Source organism: Myroides albus, from assembly GCF_024722315.1.
GTDB lineage: Bacteria > Bacteroidota > Bacteroidia > Flavobacteriales > Flavobacteriaceae > Flavobacterium > Flavobacterium album_A.
The window spans coordinates 735,736-756,269 of sequence record NZ_CP102754.1 but is presented as its reverse complement, the minus strand read 5'-3'; the positions used below and the strand labels follow the sequence as shown (position 1 = coordinate 756,269).

The 20,534-nt window shown below is 34.4% G+C and carries 13 protein-coding genes; 6 read left to right on the top strand and 7 right to left on the bottom strand.

Annotated features, from left to right (window positions below; genetic code table 11):
* Positions 1-39: 39 nt before the first annotated feature.
* Positions 40-816, bottom strand: coding sequence for an AraC family transcriptional regulator (locus NWE55_RS03425; protein ID WP_155092371.1), 777 nt, complete (start codon positions 814-816; stop codon positions 40-42).
* A 101-nt stretch (positions 817-917) separates the two neighbouring features.
* Here NWE55_RS03425 and NWE55_RS03420 point away from each other — a divergent pair, with 101 nt between their 5' ends.
* The gene (locus tag NWE55_RS03420) at positions 918-2,114 is read left to right on the top strand and encodes a CynX/NimT family MFS transporter (RefSeq protein ID WP_155092370.1); all 1,197 of its coding nucleotides are present in this window, start codon (positions 918-920) and stop codon (positions 2,112-2,114) included.
* A 495-nt stretch (positions 2,115-2,609) separates the two neighbouring features.
* On the top strand, positions 2,610-3,314 hold the full coding sequence (locus NWE55_RS03415; protein ID WP_155092369.1) for a DsbA family oxidoreductase: 705 nt from the start codon (positions 2,610-2,612) through the stop codon (positions 3,312-3,314).
* Between the two features lie 83 nt (positions 3,315-3,397).
* On the opposite strand, the gene NWE55_RS03410 is transcribed toward NWE55_RS03415, so the two are convergent.
* Positions 3,398-5,014: an IS1182 family transposase gene (locus NWE55_RS03410; RefSeq protein WP_258204611.1), complete on the bottom strand. Its 1,617-nt coding sequence runs from the start codon at positions 5,012-5,014 to the stop codon at positions 3,398-3,400.
* A 483-nt stretch (positions 5,015-5,497) separates the two neighbouring features.
* Entirely contained in the window at positions 5,498-5,947 is a 450-nt protein-coding gene (locus tag NWE55_RS03405) for a hypothetical protein (protein WP_258204610.1), read from the bottom strand.
* Between the two features lie 478 nt (positions 5,948-6,425).
* On the opposite strand from NWE55_RS03405, the gene NWE55_RS03400 reads away from it, so the two are divergent.
* The 4 genes from NWE55_RS03400 to NWE55_RS03385 are packed head-to-tail and all read left to right on the top strand — an operon-like array spanning position 6,426 to position 11,421.
* The gene (locus NWE55_RS03400; protein WP_155093012.1) at positions 6,426-7,643 is read left to right on the top strand and encodes a metallophosphoesterase family protein; all 1,218 of its coding nucleotides are present in this window, start codon (positions 6,426-6,428) and stop codon (positions 7,641-7,643) included.
* A 7-nt stretch (positions 7,644-7,650) separates the two neighbouring features.
* A complete protein-coding gene (locus NWE55_RS03395; protein ID WP_258204609.1) occupies positions 7,651-10,701 on the top strand; it encodes an SbcC/MukB-like Walker B domain-containing protein in 3,051 nt (1,016 codons plus the stop codon).
* A gap of 17 nt (positions 10,702-10,718) precedes the next feature.
* Positions 10,719-11,030 carry a hypothetical protein gene (locus tag NWE55_RS03390; RefSeq protein WP_155093014.1) on the top strand — a complete coding sequence of 104 codons (312 nt, stop codon included), beginning with the start codon at positions 10,719-10,721 and terminating at the stop codon, positions 11,028-11,030.
* A 10-nt stretch (positions 11,031-11,040) separates the two neighbouring features.
* Positions 11,041-11,421, top strand: a complete 381-nt coding sequence (locus NWE55_RS03385) for a DUF2752 domain-containing protein (RefSeq protein WP_155093015.1) — start codon at positions 11,041-11,043, stop codon at positions 11,419-11,421.
* Positions 11,422-11,430: 9 nt separating this feature from the next.
* Here the strand turns inward: NWE55_RS03385 and NWE55_RS03380 are convergent, their stop codons facing one another.
* The 4 genes from NWE55_RS03380 to NWE55_RS03365 all read right to left on the bottom strand — a co-directional run bounded on the left by NWE55_RS03380 (position 11,431) and on the right by NWE55_RS03365 (position 20,462).
* Entirely contained in the window at positions 11,431-12,588 is a 1,158-nt protein-coding gene (locus tag NWE55_RS03380; RefSeq protein WP_155093016.1) for an MFS transporter, read from the bottom strand.
* A gap of 77 nt (positions 12,589-12,665) precedes the next feature.
* Positions 12,666-17,507, bottom strand: a complete 4,842-nt coding sequence (locus NWE55_RS03375) for a DNA repair ATPase (protein ID WP_155093017.1) — start codon at positions 17,505-17,507, stop codon at positions 12,666-12,668.
* Positions 17,508-17,627: 120 nt separating this feature from the next.
* On the bottom strand, positions 17,628-19,703 hold the full coding sequence (locus NWE55_RS03370) for a flotillin family protein (protein WP_155093018.1): 2,076 nt from the start codon (positions 19,701-19,703) through the stop codon (positions 17,628-17,630).
* A gap of 27 nt (positions 19,704-19,730) precedes the next feature.
* Positions 19,731-20,462 carry an OB-fold-containig protein gene (locus NWE55_RS03365; RefSeq protein WP_155093019.1) on the bottom strand — a complete coding sequence of 244 codons (732 nt, stop codon included), beginning with the start codon at positions 20,460-20,462 and terminating at the stop codon, positions 19,731-19,733.
* Positions 20,463-20,534: the final 72 nt, after the last annotated feature.

Sequence of the window (20,534 nt, the reverse complement as noted above, 5' to 3'; positions counted from 1 at the left end):
TAAAGCCAACCTCCAATAGAGGTTGGCTTTTTTTTATGATTACTTTGTTTGATTTATAAAATCAGTAGGTCGTTGGCCCAATAGTTTAGTAAAGACATTGCTGTAAGACTGCGCACTGTTATAGCCTACGAGTATGGCGATTTCACTGATACTATATTGTCCTTCACTGAGTAGTTCGATTGACTTGATGATGCGTACCATCTGTATATATTTTGCAATGCTAATCCCTGTTTCCTTTTTAAACTGCCGCTCTAATGTTCGAATACTCATAAAGCATATAGCAGCTAATTCGTCTATCGGTATGGTTGATTGATAATGTTGGTGAATATAAGCTGTTGCATCTAATAATACTTTTGTTCGGGGAACTGGTGTAATAAGGGGAACAGCATTCTTGACAAACGAGGGAAGTTCTAACAGTATCGCTCTTAAAAACGTCTGTTCACTTTCGTCATAATTCATATTCATTGACCATTTTTCGGTGTACATTATCATTTCCCTAAGAACGGTAGGAATTGCAAACAGGTATAATTCCTCATAGAAGTTTGGCAAGTCCTCAACGTCAAAATACAAAGTACGCAAAGAAACGTGTTCTGATGCATGTGTTGTTTTATGAGGCACATTCGAAGGAATATAAGCTACGTGGTTTTGTGGTAATAAAAATTGGCACGATTCCACGTGTAGATATTGATACCCTGATTCAACATAAACTAACTGAGCTTTCTTGTGATGATGAAACTCATTATTGTGTTTCCAGTATTCTGCATGCCATGAAAAAGCAGGCTTTTTTACTTCATCGACTAATTGCGGTTTACTCATACTTGTCGTTTTAGTTATGATATATGGCGAATATAATCATTTATCTGAACTTACCTTTGTACTCTTAAATAACAATAGGTAATTTTTTAAAACAAACAACCATGGAAAAAGATATAGAACAAGTTTCTAAATTAAAGAAACTACTAATGTTTTTGGGGATCATCTTTGTCGCTTCGAATTTGAGAGCTCCACTTACATCTGTTGGACCAGTAATAGCAGAGATTACAAAGGCACTTGAGTTGTCTAATACAACAGCAGGTTTGATTACAACGATTCCCTTAATGGCTTTTGCTTTTCTATCTGGGATTGTACCGCGTTTTTCACGAAAGTATGGAATGGAAGTTATTCTGTTGCTTTCATTAATTATATTGACAATAGGGTTGATTATTCGACCTTTGGGAAGTATTGCGAGTTTATTTATTGGAGCAGCTTTAGTGGGAACGGCTATTACAGTAGGGAATGTTTTAATGCCTGCATATATTAAGAATAATTTTCCAACTAAGGTAGGAACAATGATGGGGATTTACTCTGTTGCGATGAATTTAACTGCTGCTTTAGCTGCTGGTTTTAGTATTAGTTTAGGACATTTTACGGAGTTAGGATGGAGAGGTTCTATCGGTATATGGGTGGTATTGAGTATTACGACAATTGTCATTTGGATTCCTCAAGTAAAGAAAAAACGAATTGATCCTGTTAAAGGGAATTTTGCAATTGATGAAAATAAAGTGAATTTATATAAATCAGGATTAGCTTGGGCTGTAACTGTTTTTATGGGTGTACAATCGCTTTTGTTTTACTGTTTAGCAGCTTGGTTGCCAAAGGTTGTGCAGACTTGGGGAGTATCGGAGGTTGAATCAGGTTGGATTTTATCTTATGTACAATTCGCCCAGTTGCCAATGACGTTTATCGGAGCTATTATTGCCAGTAAAATGAACAACCAAAAGTTCTTAGCTGCTTTATCAGGGATATTGTTTACTATAGGGATTTTAGGTGTTGTCGTTTTTAAGACAGAGTATTTATTACTGTGGTGTATATTAATAGGTGCAGCAAGTGGATTGGCATTTAGTTTATCAATGCTCTTCTTTGTGTTGAGAACCAAAAATGCAGTACAAGCTGCTGATCTTTCAGGAATGGCACAATCGTTTGGTTATATGATAGCAGCAGTAGGACCACCATTGTTTGGAGCGTTTTACGACATGACACAATCTTGGACTACCTCGTTAGGTTTTCTGTTAGCGATGTCTATAACACTGATTATTTCAGGTATCATCGCAGGACGAGATACTTGGGTAGAATAGAATAGTGAAAAGAGCGGTTGTATCATTTAACAACCGCTCTTTTTGCATTTAGATAAAGTTTATTTCAATCTACATAACATTTCTATTAAGTAACATAGTTTGTTGTTGTCGCTATAAGTAGGAGTTTTTATAGCGGTTGGTTACAATAGTTAAATACTGCATAATGTCTTATTTATTAGCTTCTCCACTATTAGTACCCTCTAAACTATAGCTTGCTTGTATTGTTTATTTTGACTTGGCTTGTATAGTTTCTTTCGCTTAATAATTTATAAGAGATATTGAGGTGATAATTGTTTTGTAAAATATCTAAGAGCAATTTTAAAGTGATAATAGCAGTAGTCATCTAAATACTAAAATGTGTGTTTTATTTTTAGTAAGGTGCTGAGGTTACCAGGGTATATATTTTATGTAATGTTAAAAAGGAAGTGAAACACAGATTAAAGCTGTATTTTTGAGAATAGACATTTTTGTCTATAATTTTTTAAAATGAAAAATATGAAAGTAGAGATATGGTCGGATGTTATGTGTCCGTTTTGCTATGTTGGGAAAAAGCACTTTGAAAGTGCATTAGCAGCATTGCCTTTTAAAGATAAGATAACAGTAGAATGGAAGAGTTTTCAATTAGACCCTACTTTACCAGCAGAAGGTGCTGATATTTCTACAAAGGAATACTTAGTACAACGCAAAGGTATGCCAATGGAGCAAGTTGAAGGTATGCTAAATCATTTAAAACAAGCAGGAGAAAGTGTAGGTATTGTATTTAATCAAGACAAGTCAATTCCCGTAAACACTTTTAGAGCTCATCGATTTATTCATTTTGCACAAGAACAGGGCAAAGGGAATGAAGCAGAAGAGGCATTGTTTTATGCTCACTTTACAGCAGGTAAAAACGTAGGTAATGTAGATGAATTAGTTAGCTTAGGGGAGCAAATTGGTTTGGATGCTACAGCTGTGAGAGCTTTTTTATTAACTGATGAACAATCGGATGAGGTGAAAGCGGATATAGTTGAAGCTCAAACTTTGGGAATTTCTGGTGTACCATTTTTTGTACTTGATAGAAAGTATGGAATCTCTGGAGCACAACCAGTAGAGGCTTTTGTAGAGGCATTAACTCAAGCTTATCAAGAGAGCCAACCTGGTTTTGAAATGAAAGGTGATAATGGAGCAGGTGCTTGTGGACCTGATGGCTGTGAGATTTAAGGATCTTAAAATAACAATTGAACGAGGGTGTCCCAAAAGGTCACCCTCTTTTGTATTATATAAAACGTTACTTTTCTCTTAGATTAAAAGTTCTTGCAATTAAAACGAGTTTTAGACTTATAATTTGTCATTTTTCGTTTATCAGTCGATTTTTTAGGATGAAAATTGTTGTTTAAAGTCGATTTTTCTCTATTCTTAGTAAGTTTTCTTAAATTATGTGCAAGAGCCATCAGTCCAAATTCAATTTCGACCATTTCTAATCCTCTTAGAGTAAACCTAGTAAATTTGTTGTTGCTTTTTAGTTGTCCAAAAACAGCTTCTACTTCTACAGGTCTTTTACTTCTATGATATTTACCGCGTTCAGAGTTGAGTAATTCTCTAATATGTTGTTTTATTTGAACCAATCTATGATTCATAGAGACTGTTCTGTTTTCTGCTGCTTTATTACATAGCTCTTTTAACGAGCATTTCAAGCAGTTAGAAGCTTGATACAGATGTATTTTTGACGCAAAACCAGTGGTGGTGTATTTAGTACTACTTCCAATATTAGGTAGCTTTTCTCCATTTGGACATAAGATGTAATCAAACAATTTATTGTAGTAAAGATTGTGTTGTAGAAAAGGGTTGTTCTTCCAAGCTCTTTTCTGTTCCATATGAAAATAATTAAATTTCACATAGGGCGTTATTTCTCTTTCAAGTAAATACAGATAATTCTCTTCGCTACCATACCCAGCATCTGCTACAACTTCTTTACTTTGTTGTGCATAGGTTTGTTCAAAAGTCTCTAGATGATTGATTAAGGTAGTGGTGTCAGTTGATTTTTGTGCAATAGTATAATGTGTAATAAATTGATTTTCAGTACTTATTTGAGTATTGTAGGCAGGTTTAAGTTGCCCGTTTTTCATGTGATCTTCTTTCATTCGCATAAAAGTAGCATCTGGATCTGTTTTACTATAACTATTTCGAGTACCTAAAGTTTCTAGTTGTTGTTCGTATTTTTGCAAGCGAGGTAAATGCTCGTCTTCTAACTGTTTGAGCTGTTTAGCTGTAGGTTTGGGTAGGTCTGCCCTATGTTTATTTAACTGAGTCACTTTTTCTTTAAGCTCTAAACTATCAATATTTTTGGAACAGTGTTCTTTTGCGAGTTCACTTTGATCCTGTTTGATTTGACCCTCTATTTCTGTGAGAACATCTTGAATTTTTGTTTCTAATTTAGCCTTGTTTTTCTCCACTGAACCACGCCATACAAAGGTGTATCGGTTAGAGCTAGATTCAATTTTTGTTCCATCAATATATTGAACTTGTAAACTAACATATTGTAATTCTTGTAACAGACGAACCACATCTGCAAAAAGCTGATGGATTTGACCTTTCAATCGCTTAGCGCGAAAATAATTAATCGTGCGATGATCAGGCAAGCTATTACCAGATAACCACATAAAATAAATGTTCTCCGTCAAAGCCCGTTCAATCTTACGCGATGAATAAATATTATTGAAATAGGCGTAGAATAAGACTTTTATCATCATACGGGGATGATAACTGGTGGTCCCTCCTCCTTTGTATTGACTTAAAATAGAACTAATATCTAACTCATCAACAACAGCATTGATAAGACGAACAGGATGGTCTAGAGGAATTTTAGAAAAAATATCTTCAGGAAATAGACTCGGCGATTTTAAACTTTCAGATTTGAACATTATATTTGTCTTTCTTATTGTTTGGTTGCACCTTGAAGATAATTATTTTTGAGGACAAACAATGAAAAAACCCCGCCTTTTTTAGACGGGGTTTTGTTTTTTAGGCTTTTTAGACAGCCTCGTTTTTTTTTGAAGTCTCCTGTACATAAGTTATCGAGTTCTTGTAAGACCGAAAATATAAAAAGCCATTCACGACTAATGAATGGCTTTTTAAAGTAAGTGTCTTTCGTATAATCTAAAATTTATCTAGCACTTTTACAATTGATGGTTTTTGACAGAATTAAGCCATTTATTGTTTTACATAAAGATTATACAAATACGGTTAAGATGTGTTGTATCTTTCCGTTAACAAATATATACCCATTTATCTCCATTTAAATGAAAGTCTTCAAATAGATATGCACAGATTTATTAACAATTCTAATAAAAGTTCCTTTAGAATCGAATCGCAAATCTTCTTGTTGAACTAAAGGAGGTCAAATTTTATTTGAAATTCAAGTAATATATTGGTACTTCTCCTTTTTCGGCTAATGAAATTGAATCAAGTGTATTAAGGTTATCAAGGTCTTTGTTCTGCAGTAAATTGTGAATCTTGTACAGTAACTCAAATAATGAAAAAGAGTGCTGATTATCCGCAGTTAGTGTTGCTTGGATTTCGACAAGATAGCTACCGTCTTCATCGTCTGGGTCATCTTCTATGATATCTTCACCATCTAATAAGTCTTCGCATTCGTGTAGTTCATCAATACTTGATAACCAAGCTTGGTATTGTATGATTACTTCAGCGTGATTTATCACTGCCTTAGTTAGTAGTGAATACATATTTATACTTGTTGTATCGTCTTTTATAGATGTTTCAAGATCTATATTGAATAGTATGGGGTCCGAATAAAGCTTTTTCGAGAATACCCAAGGTAGATTAGAACATAACATAGTATGAATGATTAGGTACTTAAATTTAAGAAAATAAATGAAATCTAATATTAAGAAATTGTTATGTAAATAGTTGTTTTATAGATTTTTAAGTCTGATCTGTTTGTTTTTTGGAAAGTGTTTGCTAAAATTGAATGTAATCAACATGAAGGTGTAGTCGTGTACTTTAAATTTGAATAACTGTTTACCCTAAGTCAATCTCAAATAGGAATAAATCTTAGCCCTTTTCAAGAATCAAAATTTGCAAGTAACTCATCGCGAATTTGTATATAATTACTTCCAGCTGTAAAAGGTAAATGAATAACTTGATATTGAGGATATTTGAACACCACAAAGGGTAAATGATATTTACTATGAAGGGATTTCTCTTTTCAGATAGGAGTTTTTTTAACTTTTCAAAAGGCTTAATCTGTCTATTAAATGCAAGAGAAACCTTGATATTGTTAGTATCTTTGGATTCAGAATAAAAGAGTAAACAATGGCATTAAAGATTCTACATACTGCGGATTGGCATCTTGGAAAGAAACTCGATAGCTATAGTCGGGTGGAAGAACAAAGAGAGGTTTTAGAGGAAATTTGTAAAATAGCAGATAGAGAAAAAGTCGATTTAGTTTTAATAGCAGGTGATTTGTTTGATACATTTAACCCACCGATTGAAGCTGTCGATCTATTTTACAGAACACTCAAGCGATTGGCAAAAGATGGAGAAAGACCGGTCATTGCTATTGCAGGTAATCACGACAGTCCGGAGCGAATAGACGCTCCAGATCCTTTGGCACGTGAGTGTGGTATTATTTTTATTGGTTTGCCTAATGCGGAAATTTCAAAGTACGAGATTGAGAATCAATTCAAAATCAGTAAGACTGCACCGGGATTCTTTGAAATAAGGTTAGCCACTTTTAAACAACCTATTAGAATATTTCACACCCCATATGCCAATGAAGTAAGACTTAGAAAAGCATTAGATATCGAAGACAAATCAACTGCATTAAATGAGATACTAAAAAGCAGTTGGAGTGATTTAGCTAATAAGTACTGCAAAACAAAAGGAGTGAATCTATTAATCTCACATCTATATATGCTAAATAGAAATGGAGAAGTTTTGGAAGAACCTGATGGAGAAAAACCATTAAAAATTGGGAATGCAGATATGATTTACAGCGATATTATTCCCGAACAAATACAGTATACTGCTTTAGGACATTTACATCGAGCACATCAGATTGGTCAAGAAGAACGTCCTGTTGTTTATTCAGGTAGTCCTTTAGCTTATAGCTTTAGTGAAGCTGGGCAGCAAAAATATGTGATAATTGTAGAAGCAGAAGCTGATAAACCAATCTCATATAAGCAAGTTCCTTTGCAAAAAGGGAGGTCATTGGTTCGCATGAAGTTTGATAATGTAGACGAGGCTGTCTTTTGGTTAATGGCTAATCCAAACCAATTGGTAGAGTTAACTTTAGTAAGTGATACTTTTTTAAAAGCAGATGACTTAAAGCGAATTTATCAGGCTCATGATGGGATTATCTCTATTATTCCACAGGTTAAATTAGAGAAAGGACAAACAGAGGCGAATTTTAAGCAGGTGAATTTAGAACAAGATATGAGCGATTTGTTTAAAGACTATTTTAAACAAAAATACCAGGGGCAAGAACCTAATGAAGAGATTATGGATTTGTTTAAAGAAATTTTAAATTAGTGAGTGTATGATACCTATAAAGTTGACGATTGAGGGATTATACTCTTATCAAGAGAAACAGACTATTGACTTTACAAGTTTAATTGAAGCTGGACTATTTGGGATTTTTGGTAGAGTGGGCTCTGGTAAATCTTCTATATTAGAAGCTATATCTTTCGGATTATATGGAGAGAGTGAACGATTGAATGCGAAAGATAATCGCGCTTATAATATGATGAACTTAAAATCTAATCGTTCGTTAATTGACTTTGAGTTCTTTAATTTCAAAGATGAGAAGTATAGAATTTACAGAGAGTTCAAAAGGAATAGCAAGCGATTTGATGATGTAAAACGCGGAGAAGCTATCTTATATCAATGGAAAGAGGGGGAATGGGTTCCGTTGCCTGATCTAAACATAGAAGGTGTAATAGGCCTTAGTTATGAGAATTTTAAGCGTACAATCATTATTCCTCAAGGACAATTCAAGGAGTTTCTTGAACTTGGAGGTACTGCTCGTACAAAGATGATGCAGCAAATATTTGGTTTGGATAAATTTGACTTATCATTTAAAGTTAAGGGTATTCTTGCCGAAACCAAGCAGAATTTTGATCAACTACAAGGTCAGCTTCAGAGTTATAGTTTAATTAATCAGGAATTACTGGATATTAAAGAAAGTGAATATAGCAAGAGTGAAGCTTTACAAGAGCAGTTAACGGAGCATTTTAAGCATGAGAATACGGTCTTTCAGCAATTGAAAGCAGTTAAAGATGATTTTGATACTCTTGTTCTTCGCAGGGAAGATGTAAGTAAATTAGAAGCAGATGTTCCTGCTATTAACGATAAGAAGCAAGAGCTTATTCGCTACGAAAATTTAGATAAGGTATTTCGTATTCCACTTAAAGAAGCTGATGCAATACAATCTCAATGGCAAAGTAAACAGAATTTGTACGCTCAGTTTAGCAAGGAGGTTGAAGAAGTGTCAAAAGAGTTTGTACAAGTAGAGAGTACTCTAAAGAGTATTCAGCTTGAATATGCTACTTTAGAGCAAAAGAAAGCCGAGTTCTATGAGTTTGGTTTGATTAGAGATATAAAGAAGTTGTTTGTACAGCAAAATGATATAGAGCAGGGGATGACGTCAAGTAATCAGCTTGTTAAAACAGCAGGGGACAAGTTGGTAGAAAGTCAACAACTCTTGTCACAAAAGGAGCAAGAGTTAAATGCTGTAAAACAGAGTCGATTAGATACGAATTTGCTTTTATCTATTGATACTTGGTTCAAACAATTTGATTATTTAAACAAAACTATTTTTGATTATAAAGAGAGTTTAGATAAAGCAAATGCTGAAATAGGAAAAATTGAATCACAGATTAAAGGTCTTCGATTGAAAAACCCTTCTAATTGGAAAAATGAAATAGCTGAGTTTCACAGTTTATTTAACAACAAGCAAGAGGTTTTAGAGGAAGAAATAAGACATTTAGCAGTCTCTCATCAACTTACGCAGTTTGCCAATGACTTACAGCAAGGTACACCTTGTCCTTTGTGCGGTTCTCTATCTCATCCCAATCTATTACAAGGTCAGGATGTAGCTAAGACAATTGAAGATAGAGAGTCTAAGCTCAAAGATATCAAGGATAAGCAAAAGCGATTAGTAGGATATGAAAGCAAAGCAAGAGGTTTGTTTGAGCAATACAGTTTCTATGGAAATCAGAAAAGTGAAGTTGGGCAAAAGTACTCGTCTTTACAACACGAGTTGCAACAGCATACCCTGCAATATCAATGGGGAAATTATGTTTCCTTAGGAGATACTAATCAATTAGTTCAGTTAAAGCAAAAGGCTAGTGAAGTTCAGAAACAAATTGAATTATTGGAGTCACATTGTAAGCAATTGAGAAATGAAGTAGAACAGAATAGACTTTCAGTAGAAAAGGCAACAAGTGATTTTAGAACCTATGAGTTGACACATACAAAAGTGCAAAGTGAAATCCACTCAAAAAGCACACAAATTATACGCCTAAATCTAAATTCGTATTTGACTTTAGCTGATAGCTTGATTGAACAAGAAGCGCAACAGCGCGAGCAAAAAATTAAGTGGATTGAAGCCGAACACACGAAAGTAACAGCGAGATTTCAAGAGCTATCTTCACAACTTACAGCTTTGCAAACAAAGTGCAAAAGTGCGGAGGAGGAGTCAAAAGAGTTAGAAAGTGCAAATAAAGTATTACAGGACCATATTGCTACTTTGCTTAACACACACGCAATTGAATCAATAGAGGAAGTTAAACAAGTATTGAATATTGCAATTGATATTAGTGAGCAACGCAATTTCATTCACGAGTTCGAAACTAAATTAGCTGTAGTGCGTAGTCAAGTTTTAAACTTAGAAGAAAAGTTAGCCAAGGTTTCTTTTGACAAAGAGCGATTTGAAAAGCAAGAGGTTTTAGTAGCTAAACTTGAACTTGAGCTAAAAGAGGCTACTGAGGTTGCTGCAAAATTAAAAGGGGAAATTGAGCGAATTAAGCTGGACCTTAATACTAAAGCTAAACTATTGGTAGAGTACGATGGTTTAGAAAAGAGGTTAAAGAACATCACTGTACTAAAGAATATGTTCGATGGAGCAGGTTTTGTTAATTATGTATCTTCGATTTATTTGAAGAATTTATGCGATATGGCAAATCATCGTTTTCACAGGTTAACTAATAATCAGTTGAGCTTACAGTTGAATGAGAATAACGATTTTGAGATTATTGATTACTTGAACGAAGGTAAATCGAGAAGTGTAAAAACCCTTTCAGGAGGACAGAGTTTCCAAGTGTCTTTGTCCTTAGCTTTAGCTTTGGCTGAAAGTGTTCAAAGTTTGTCTAAGTCAAATAAAAACTTTTTCTTTATAGATGAGGGATTTGGAACGCAAGACACAGAATCTGTAAATGTTGTCTTTGAGACTTTAAGTAATTTGCACAAGGAGAATCGCATTGTGGGTATTATTTCTCACGTTGATGAATTACAAGAACGCATGCCTATTTCTTTATCAGTAGTGAAAGATGAAGAAAATGGAAGTATGATTACGGTTAATAATGTATAAGTTAAAAAAGTACGGGAATGGAGCATAGAAATAACAAGCTTAGAAAGTATAAGGTATTAGCAAGAGTTAATGTCTTTTTAGGTTTTTTTTCTTTGTGGTTTATAGGTATTCTCTTAGGAGTAATTGCTTTATTTAGTTTTAAAAGAGCAAATGCTTTTTTACAAAAGGGAAATAATAAACAGGTCAAAAGATTGTGCAAAAACATTATAGTATTGTTCATTATCACACTACTTTTGGTGGGATTGAACATCTTTATCTTCACTTCTTATATCGCAGAAATAGGAGGTTGGAGTAATTTTTTACTTGAAATGAAACAATCTTCAAATTAGATTAGCTACCATGATAAAAATCGGCCTACGCTTTGTGTTTTACAGTTTGCCACTTGTTGTACTTTATTATTATTTACAATATTTTGGTACCGATAACAATGAAGGCGTAGGCTGTTATATTTACGATACATCTGGATGGTTGTGCCCTGGTTGTGGAGGACAGCGTGCCCTTCATTCCATATTACAAGGGCATTTGCTTGAGGCATTTCACTTTAATCAATTGATTTACATTTATATTCCTTTGATCGCAATATTGTATATTGCTTTTGTTGAAACTTTTGTTTTGAAGAATAAGAGAATAAGAAATTACATTCATTTCCCGAGGTGGTTTTCTGTCTTTCTAATCGTATTGATTGCTGCCTTTACTATCTACCGCAATTGGAATAGATAGGCTATTTTACTAATCTTTTTGATGAATCGTGATGAATCTACTCAATAGTGAGATCGCTAATCCAAAGAAAGCTACGATAGCAAATGCAGTCTTTAATGACGAGTGTTGTGCAATAAAGCCTATTACAGGAGGGCCTAAAAAGAAACCGATAAAACCAATACTGGTAATCAAAGTCAATGCTTGTTGAGGTGGCATAGATTTGGTGTGACCTGCTAAGTTATAACACATCGGTACTACAGCAGATACCCCCAGTCCAACTATCATAAAAGAAATAATTGTCGTATATACACTTGGAAACATTACAGAGGCTCCTAATCCAATAAAGAGTAAAACACCACAGATAAGTAATGTTCTCTGTTCGCCATATTTTCTCACTGTAAAGTCAGAAATAAAGCGTCCACTTGCCATTGCAAACATATAAGCTGTTAGGCCATATCCAATAAGTTCAATAGGGGCATGAGTGACGTGTTTCATATATTCACTGGACCAGTCAGTCATCATTCCTTCTGCTACCATTGCAAAGAAGGCTAATAAGCCAAGCATAATTAAGTTTCTATCAGGCAATCGGAATCCTTTTTTTTCTTCTTTTATAGGACTGTCACTTTGTGGGTTTGTATCCTCAGGTATTAAGTATTTGAACAATAGAAGGGAGATGACAATACCTACTGTAGAATAATAAATAAAGTGTTCGATAGGAGGGACATAACTACTGATCATTTCTGCACCTATCCACGAGGCAGCAAAACCTCCAATGCTCCATGTTCCGTGTAGAGAGCCAATGATTTGTCCTTTGTATAATTTAGAAACTTTGATTGCCTGTGTATTAATAGAAATATTCGTGATATTACTAATGGCTCCGAATAGTACTAAATTTAGCTTCAATTGCCACAGCACTTCCCAATAGCCAATACCAACTAATAATACAAGATAGGTTAATAAAAAGATAAGAGTTGCTTTCTTGCTCCCCAGTTTCTCTATTATTTTACCTGCAATAGGAAGTGTGATTAAGGTTCCTATTGATATATAGAGAAGTACAAAACCCCAAGCGGAATCATTTACTCCAAAAGCTTCTTTTATCGTAGGAATACGCGAAGCCCATGAGGCTGAAATCCCTCCAAATATAAAGAATAAAGCAGTTACGGCTATACGTGCTAAGTGTTTTGACATAGTTCTTTTTGATTGAAAGCTGTAAATGTATGAATAAATAAAAACGGTCTGTATATTTACAGACCGTTGAAGTACTTTTATTTTTTAATCGCTTTTGCGATACTCTCTAAGTTTTGATTGAAGTCCATCAATTGACTTAATACTTGTGCCGTTTGATTGTCTTTACCGGCCATTCCCAACTTGTTTTGTTTGACGAATATATCTTTAATTTCTGTCCAGCGTTGGAGCTCTATTCCTGATAGTCTGCCCGCGAGTTCTTTTAATTTTAGCAAATTAGCTTCTGTATCAGAAGTCAATGTTTGTGATTCGTTTTCGTAGTGAGTCAAGATTAACTCATCTATTTCACTATCGTTCATCAGTGGAACAATTTTACTCATCATCTTATTCATATCACGGTAAGAACCTTGTAGCTTAAAGGCAGGTTCTGTTCTATAAGCATTGTCCATACTTGCACTTAAGATATACTGTTGGTTTACTTTTAGTACAATATCTCTTACAGCGATTGCTTTCTTTAAAACAGCTGTAAATTCTTCTATTTCTTGTCCACTGAAGTTTCCTTCTAAAGAAATTGAATCTTCTGATTTGGTTTCTATATGATTGATTAGTTTATAGAAATCGTCTAAAGAATTGCTGCTTAATTTCTGCAAATAAGTATTCTCAGCAATTGCATTTTCTAATAAACTCAATTTAAACAAATCTTCTGTGCTACCAATGACGTCTCCCAAGTTATAGGTATCTGCACGGTTGGCTAACATATCTGGTATTTGGAATTTCTCTCCAGACTCTGTATATGGGTTACCTGCCATAATGATACAAAAACGCTTACCTCTTAAATCATACGTTTTACTCTCACCTTCAAATATACCATCCATCTTACGCTGTCCATCAGCAAGAGAGATAAACTTCTGTAAGAACTCAGAACTACAGTGTTGGATATCGTCTAAGTATAGCATTACGTTATCCGCCATTTCGAACGATAAGTTGATCTTCTTCAGTTCTTCACGAGCACCGGAAGTCTTCGCTTCAGTTGGATCGATAGAAGTAATAGAATGACCAATAGTAGGCCCGTTAATCTTGACAAAGTGCAAGCCTAATGCATTTGCTAAATATTCCATTAGTGTAGTCTTACCATATCCAGGAGGTGATACTAACAATAACATTCCCATTCGCGCAGTACGCTTACTATCCCCGTGTACCCCAATCTGCTTGGCTAAGTTATTACCTATTAGAGGAAAGTACACTTCATTTATTAGTTTGTTACGTACAAATGAAGTTAATACACGTGGTTTCAACTCATTCACTTTAAGTGATTTTTTATACGTTGAAAGCAACATTTCTTTAGTAGCAATAAAGTCAGTAAACATTGGTATGCGCTCTGTTTCGAAACTCTCTAATCTCGCTATAAAATCGTGATAGTCTAAAGTATAGGTGTCATTGACAATTAAAGGATGATTGCCTTTGAGATTCTTTAGTACTATTGTATCACTACTTTCTTTTAAAGTATAGTTGTATTGCTTTTCAAATAATAGTAAACAACAAGTCTCATCAATGTATTTTTTATACTCACTTACTTTTGGCTCATTGTCAATATAAGAATACAGCCAGTTTTGAATCAAGTAAAATGCATCTAACCTACTTAAGTTAACATCGTTGATGTCATTTTCAAAAGTGATATTTGCATTTTTTTGCTGTAAGAAAGCAATAAATTGTTTCTTTAATTGGGAAGCTTGTACAGTTTTGGTAAAGAAGATACCTGTAGCAAATTCTTCATATAAATAATGTGCTATTGCTTTTTGATATTTTACATCGCGTAATGGAGATACCCATGAAGCGTATAATTCCTCTAATTGACTAAGTATATATTTATAGTTTGTACTTAGAGGGAATACCTTTTGTACTGCAGCTGCACTACTTATACTTTTCAAAATGTTATCTCTTACGGCTGTGTCTAATTCATACCAAAAGATTTGTGCAGATACGCGGATAGCAGGAGCATAGGTTAATATACCTAAGTCTTTGCGCAACTTTAACAGGGATTGAGTAATTTCTAAAGCGTCGAAATCGTGTACACCTTTAAGGTACCCTTCTGAATAGTTTTGTTCTGTTCTAAACTTGACAGCCTCTTGAGTATTCAAAGTAGGATTTTTTTGTAACTCTTTCAGTATTTGGTAAGCCAAATACTCCGCTCTATAGACCTCATTATTCTCAGAGATGATGTCTTGATTCCATATCTCTTTATAAGTATATATCTTGTCATCTGTGATAGGATACGAAAAACTTGTACCAGTAAGATGATAGTAAAGCGTATCGTTGCGTCTGACAATTGTCAAATCTAAAGGTTGTTTGTTAACCAAGAACTTGTGAGTACCTAAGCTAATGATATTCTCTCCATCGGCAAATAAGTCTTGCTTATCTCTAAGCGTACGCAGTGCATCTTCTTGACTGGTTTTAATACTATTCTCTAAGTTTTCTGCTTTAGAGACATCACCTAAATCTTTTAATTCAATAACCAGTTGACGTACTTTGTCCACCATTAAATCAGTAGAGAAGAAAGCCAATATTTCTTCTTTTGACTTAAAAGATGCTGATTTGTTTTCGATATTCTTTAGGATGCGCAGCCCTATCTGCTCTAACGAACTTGTACGTCTATTGATTTGCTCAACTAACTGTGTTTTTCGCGTGTCAAAAGCCTTAGAAACTTCTTCTCGTTTATCTGCTATCTTTAAGATAAAATCATCGAAGTCAGCAAACTTACTCTCCAGCTCTTCTACCTGTACACTTACTTTAGAATGGTATTCGTCACACTTTTCGGGTGAATTGGATAACTCTAAGAAGTTGATAATACTCTGATCAAGTAGAGTTAATTGAGCGTGAAATTCTGCGATAGACTCATTGGTACGCAGAGAATCTATTTTTCTCTTTAACTGAGAACGCACCTCATTTAGCGAAGCAAAGATGACAGATATCTTCTCAATAATCTTTGTCGCCTGGGTAGTGTCCTCTATTTTTAAACTATTCAGTATATCGATTAGTAATTCTAATTCACTGGATATAGCCTTACAGTTTTCATCAATAGCATTAGCGTCAATAACCTTAACTACCTCATTTACTTTATTCTTTTGATCAATAACCTTTTGTTCATAAGGAACTAAGGCTTGTTCCTGTAGTAAGAATGCAATTGTTTTATCTGATAAGGACTCATTGGTCTTACCTAACTGTTCTTGGTACTTTTCCAAGATAGTTAAATCGACATATTTTGTTTGACGGGCACTAATTACCTCTCCTAACAATTTTCTGTTTTCAGCTAATAGATGCACTAAACTTTCAAGGGTGTCTCCTTTGGCATTTTTAACATTAAAGAGTTGTTTATCTACCTTGTCTTTTAGCTCTGTCAATAAGCCTGCAGCCCTTTTACGTTGCTCTTGTACCTTTTCGAACTCGTCTATTGCTGTATTTGCAATTCCCTTGATCTGCTCTAAAGGTTCATTTAAACTTTTGGTCTCACTCGTTTTAATCCAGAAATAAGCATCTATGATGTCATTTGCTTTCTTGGCTATGTCACCATATAATCCTTCATACGAATCTTCTTTATCGATGAGGTGAATAATCTCTTGACATTCAGCCATTGCTTTGACGATGTCTTTATTTCCAATTTTGTATAAGTGATTTTCTTTTTGTTCTTTGTTTTCTATTAATGTAGCAGTGTATGGGGTTTCCCATATCTGTACGACATGATGTCTTACCGCTTCATTTTCTGAACGGAAATAAATTAACTTACCATCGTTGAACAAGGTAAAACCACTACATACGATAGGAGTTTCTACTTGTTGTTTGATGATGTTATAAGACATCAAGGTGTAGATGTTGTTTTCTGCTTGATAGAATAGGTATAAGAAGTCCTCTCCATTGTGGGAAGGAATGGTTCTGATGAACTCTAAGTTCTTGACAGTATTGTCAAATATCTTGTAATCACCATTTTGTAAATAATACCCATTAGAGAAGATAATACCTTGACCATCAGGTAATAATATACCTGTTTCATTTAGAGCAGGTACATTGATGACTTGTTTGGTTCTGTTGTTAAAGATAAATGCGCGAAAGTCTTCTTGGTAAGGCTTAATGCGGATGGCAATAAAATTACCCAAATCAGCGTAGAAGTAATCAGCATCATCTAATTGTTGATCTATATTGTTAACCGGTTCTGAGTAGATACCCTGTCCCTTGTCAGTATTGTCTTCTATTTTAAAAGTGATATCTCCTCCGACAGCTTCGATGAATACTTTGTCTTGTATAGAGATATGAGGGTGTATACCTAATCGTCTATTTTCGAGATTAGTTTTTACCCAATTGAATTCAAATTGAGGACTTTTTACTACCTCGTGTATGCTTCTATCATCTTGATAGATTAACTGATTATCCTTTATAAGCCATTTAAAAGCTTTTAGACTATCGGCATTTTTACTTGTTTGAAATACCATATAGAGGTAATTCTCTGTCTTCTTAAATCTACTGAAGATAGAATCTCTATAGTATTTGTATAAATTTTTGTAATCCTCAATGAAATTAGCATCATTGATAAAGTCTAAAGGTTGAGGTAAGAATTGATTGTCTTCAAAGCGATAAATGCTAAATACATCGCTTAGTTGAATATCCGTTTTAAGGCCAAAGTGTACGTTATAGGCAAAAATACAGATAGAGTCAAAGGCAATTATACCTCTGGCAGTACAGTTGTTTTCTGTTGTTATACGTTGATTGGCAATAAGTTTAAGGTCAACAGAAGTAAAGACATTTTTTCTATCTTCATTAAGGGCATTTAATCGTTGGATTAAATCTCCTTTCTGTGTCTGAAGCCTTTTCTGTATGATCTCATAAGTATTAGAATCAAGCGATTCTATATGTTGGTTTTCTAATTCAGCCATAGGTAATTAATACTTTGTATCAGTGAACGATCACGAATACTTAGGTAAATGAAGGATGAGATAGGGGATAGGATAAACATCACCCTTTTCTTTAGAAAAGAGTGATGTCAAAATATTTTGTTACGATAATTTTTTATTACCTATACCAAAGCTCTGAACTGCATCGGCAATACTGCTTAACAATCCCATATTGTCTTCTGTTGCGTTTTGTTGCATCTTTAAGACTAACGATGCGATACTAAGGTTTTTTAAATCTTCAGTGGTGATATTAAATTGACTCGCATAGTGTCTTATATTGTTAAACAACTCGCCTTGACTAATTGTAGAACCATCACCTAATAAAGCTAATTTGATATCTTGTGCATTCTGACTCTTGTCTATCAATTGATCAAATCCTTTAGCACGACTCACTTGGTTAATGATATTTTCAAAGAACATTGTTTCTCCTCCTACGATGTCAATCTTAGCTGTTTGTAAAGCGGAAGACAATACCTCTGCTTGAGATTTAGCAATGTCTTTTTGGATATTTAGAGCAGCCAATTCTACATCTTTTTCTTTTTGAAGTTGTAGTTTGAACTCTTCGTGTTCTTTTCCTACACCATCCATCTGCTTCATTGCTTCTGCTTTTTCTTTTAATCCTTCAGCATCTGCAATAGCTTTTTCTTTGATAATTTGGGCTTCAGCCAATCCTTCTTTTCTCTTAGCTTCTGCTTTCGCTTCAATACCTGCAGCTTCTGCAGCTGCGATGCGTTGTATTTTTGCAGCGTCAACAATACTTTGTTGCTCGACTGCTTCGGCTTTAGCTTTGATTACTTCTGCCTCTGCTAATCCAAGAGTAGCGTCTTCACGAGCTTGGGCATCTGCCAGTATTTTACGAGCTTCTGCTTGTTTAAGTGATGCTTCTTTTTGTGCCTCTGCTTCGATTAACATTTGTTGAGAAATCTGTTCTTGTGCAAATTTTTTAGCTTCAGCCTCTTTGATTGTTCTGATTAAGTTTTCTTCAGCTTGTCTACTTGCTTGAGTGATACCTACTTGTTTCTCTCTTTCTACAGAACGGAATGCTTCCACATCCTTAATACTTTGTTGTTCTTCCACTACTCCTTTTTCTAACTGTACTCTTTCACGGATAACATCTTGTATTGTTTTTTTCTCTTCCTCCACTGCGCGTTCTTTGTTAATTTGCGCCAAGGTTACGATACGCTCTCTTTCTGTTTGTTCTAACGCTCGATCTTTTTCAACTCTTTCTGTTTCTACAGCATCTGTTCTCTCTTTGTTTTTTGCAGCAATAATTACTTGGCGTAGTTTGTTTTCTTCTAACACAGCTAAGCTTTCTTCTGTTGAAATACGTACACTTTCAGACTTTAAGCGTTCTTCTTCACGTACCTTTTGAATTTCTGCTTCTTCACGAGCACGGATATTATCGACTTCTCTGCGTTGCTTTTCTTCTTTTTCAGATAATTGTCTTTCTAATTCTAAGATGGCTTCGCGAGCTTCAACATCTTGTTTTTTGATTACTTTTTGCTCATCTCTACGGATAAGGTTAGCATTGATGTTTTGCTGAGCAGTAAGTTCTGTAATTTTCTTAATCCCTTCAGAGTCTAAGATATTCTGTGGATCTAAGTAAGAAATGTTCGTTTGCTCTAAGTAGTCAATAGCACAGTCATCTAAAATGTACCCATTTAAATCTCGACCAATGATATTGATGATTTCTTCTCTAAATTCTCTACGCGCTTCGTATAATTCGATGAACTCAAATTTTTTACCTACCGTTTTTAAAGCTTCCGAAAACTTTGCTTCAAAAATATTGCGAAGTGTTTCTACATCACTTGCACGTTCACATCCCAGTGTTTGTGCTACGTTAATAACGTCTTCAATAGACTTGTTTACCCTAATAAAAAATGCTACCTTAATGTCTGCACGGATATTGTCCTTACAAATAAGTCCTTCATTTTGCATTCTATCTATTTGAAGTTTTTTTACAGAGATATCCATAATCTCCATTTTGTGGAACACTGGGATAACATAAATCCCTTTGTTAAAAGCAACTTTTGTTCCTCCAACCCCTGTTCTTACAATAGATTTACCTTGTGGTATTTTTTTATAAAACGATGCAAGTATTGCAAAGAATAATAAGACTAATAGAAATAAGGCTCCAATAATTATGGTTATCAATGTTCCTATACCAAACTCACCCATAGTTTTTAGTGTTTGTAGTTAATAATGTTATTGTATTTTCTGTACTTGATATATATTTTCTGTTTTTGATTTGTTGACGATAAGCACTTTGTCCCCATATTGTATAGGAGTGCCATCTGTGCTTGTCGCTAATATTTTAATTGGATCTTGGTTGATGACAATCTCTACGTTCCCATATTTATCTGCCGTTATACTCGACAACATAGTCCCTTCTTTTCCTATGCAGTTAATAGCTATTTCACCGTGAAACCCAGTGTCTTTTAAAAATTTAACCAAGGGAATAGTTGCGTAATGTGTCAAAATAACCGCAATAAAGGATAAGGGGATTAAAATAATTGCTGACCACAATCCTAAACTGGCAACTTTAGGGATAGTTGTAGTTAATAATGTTCCTGCCCAAGTAAAAAATTTGAAAATGGTCAGTATAATCATAAAGGGAATTTTGCCGACATTCATAAATTCGAGTATCTGCGTAAATAAACCTGGCTGTCTGACATTGACATGATCGGCTAAGTCAACCTCTTTATCGTGAATGACCTCTACATGATTTTGTTGTAAATCAAAATCAGTATCTACATTAGCATCTATATCTACATCAACGTCGATATCAATTTCAGGCTGTACATCCATATCAATATCAAAACCGTCAAACCCTCCTAAGACTGCCGAAAATATCCAATAGATAGTAGATATTCCCATTAATACAGTCATGATTGCATTAGGTAAAGGATTAAATAAATGATGAATAATCTCTGTCATTTAATAATATGTATGTTTTTAATATTTTATTTTTTAATATACTGAAATAGTGTTAACAAATATAGTAAAAAT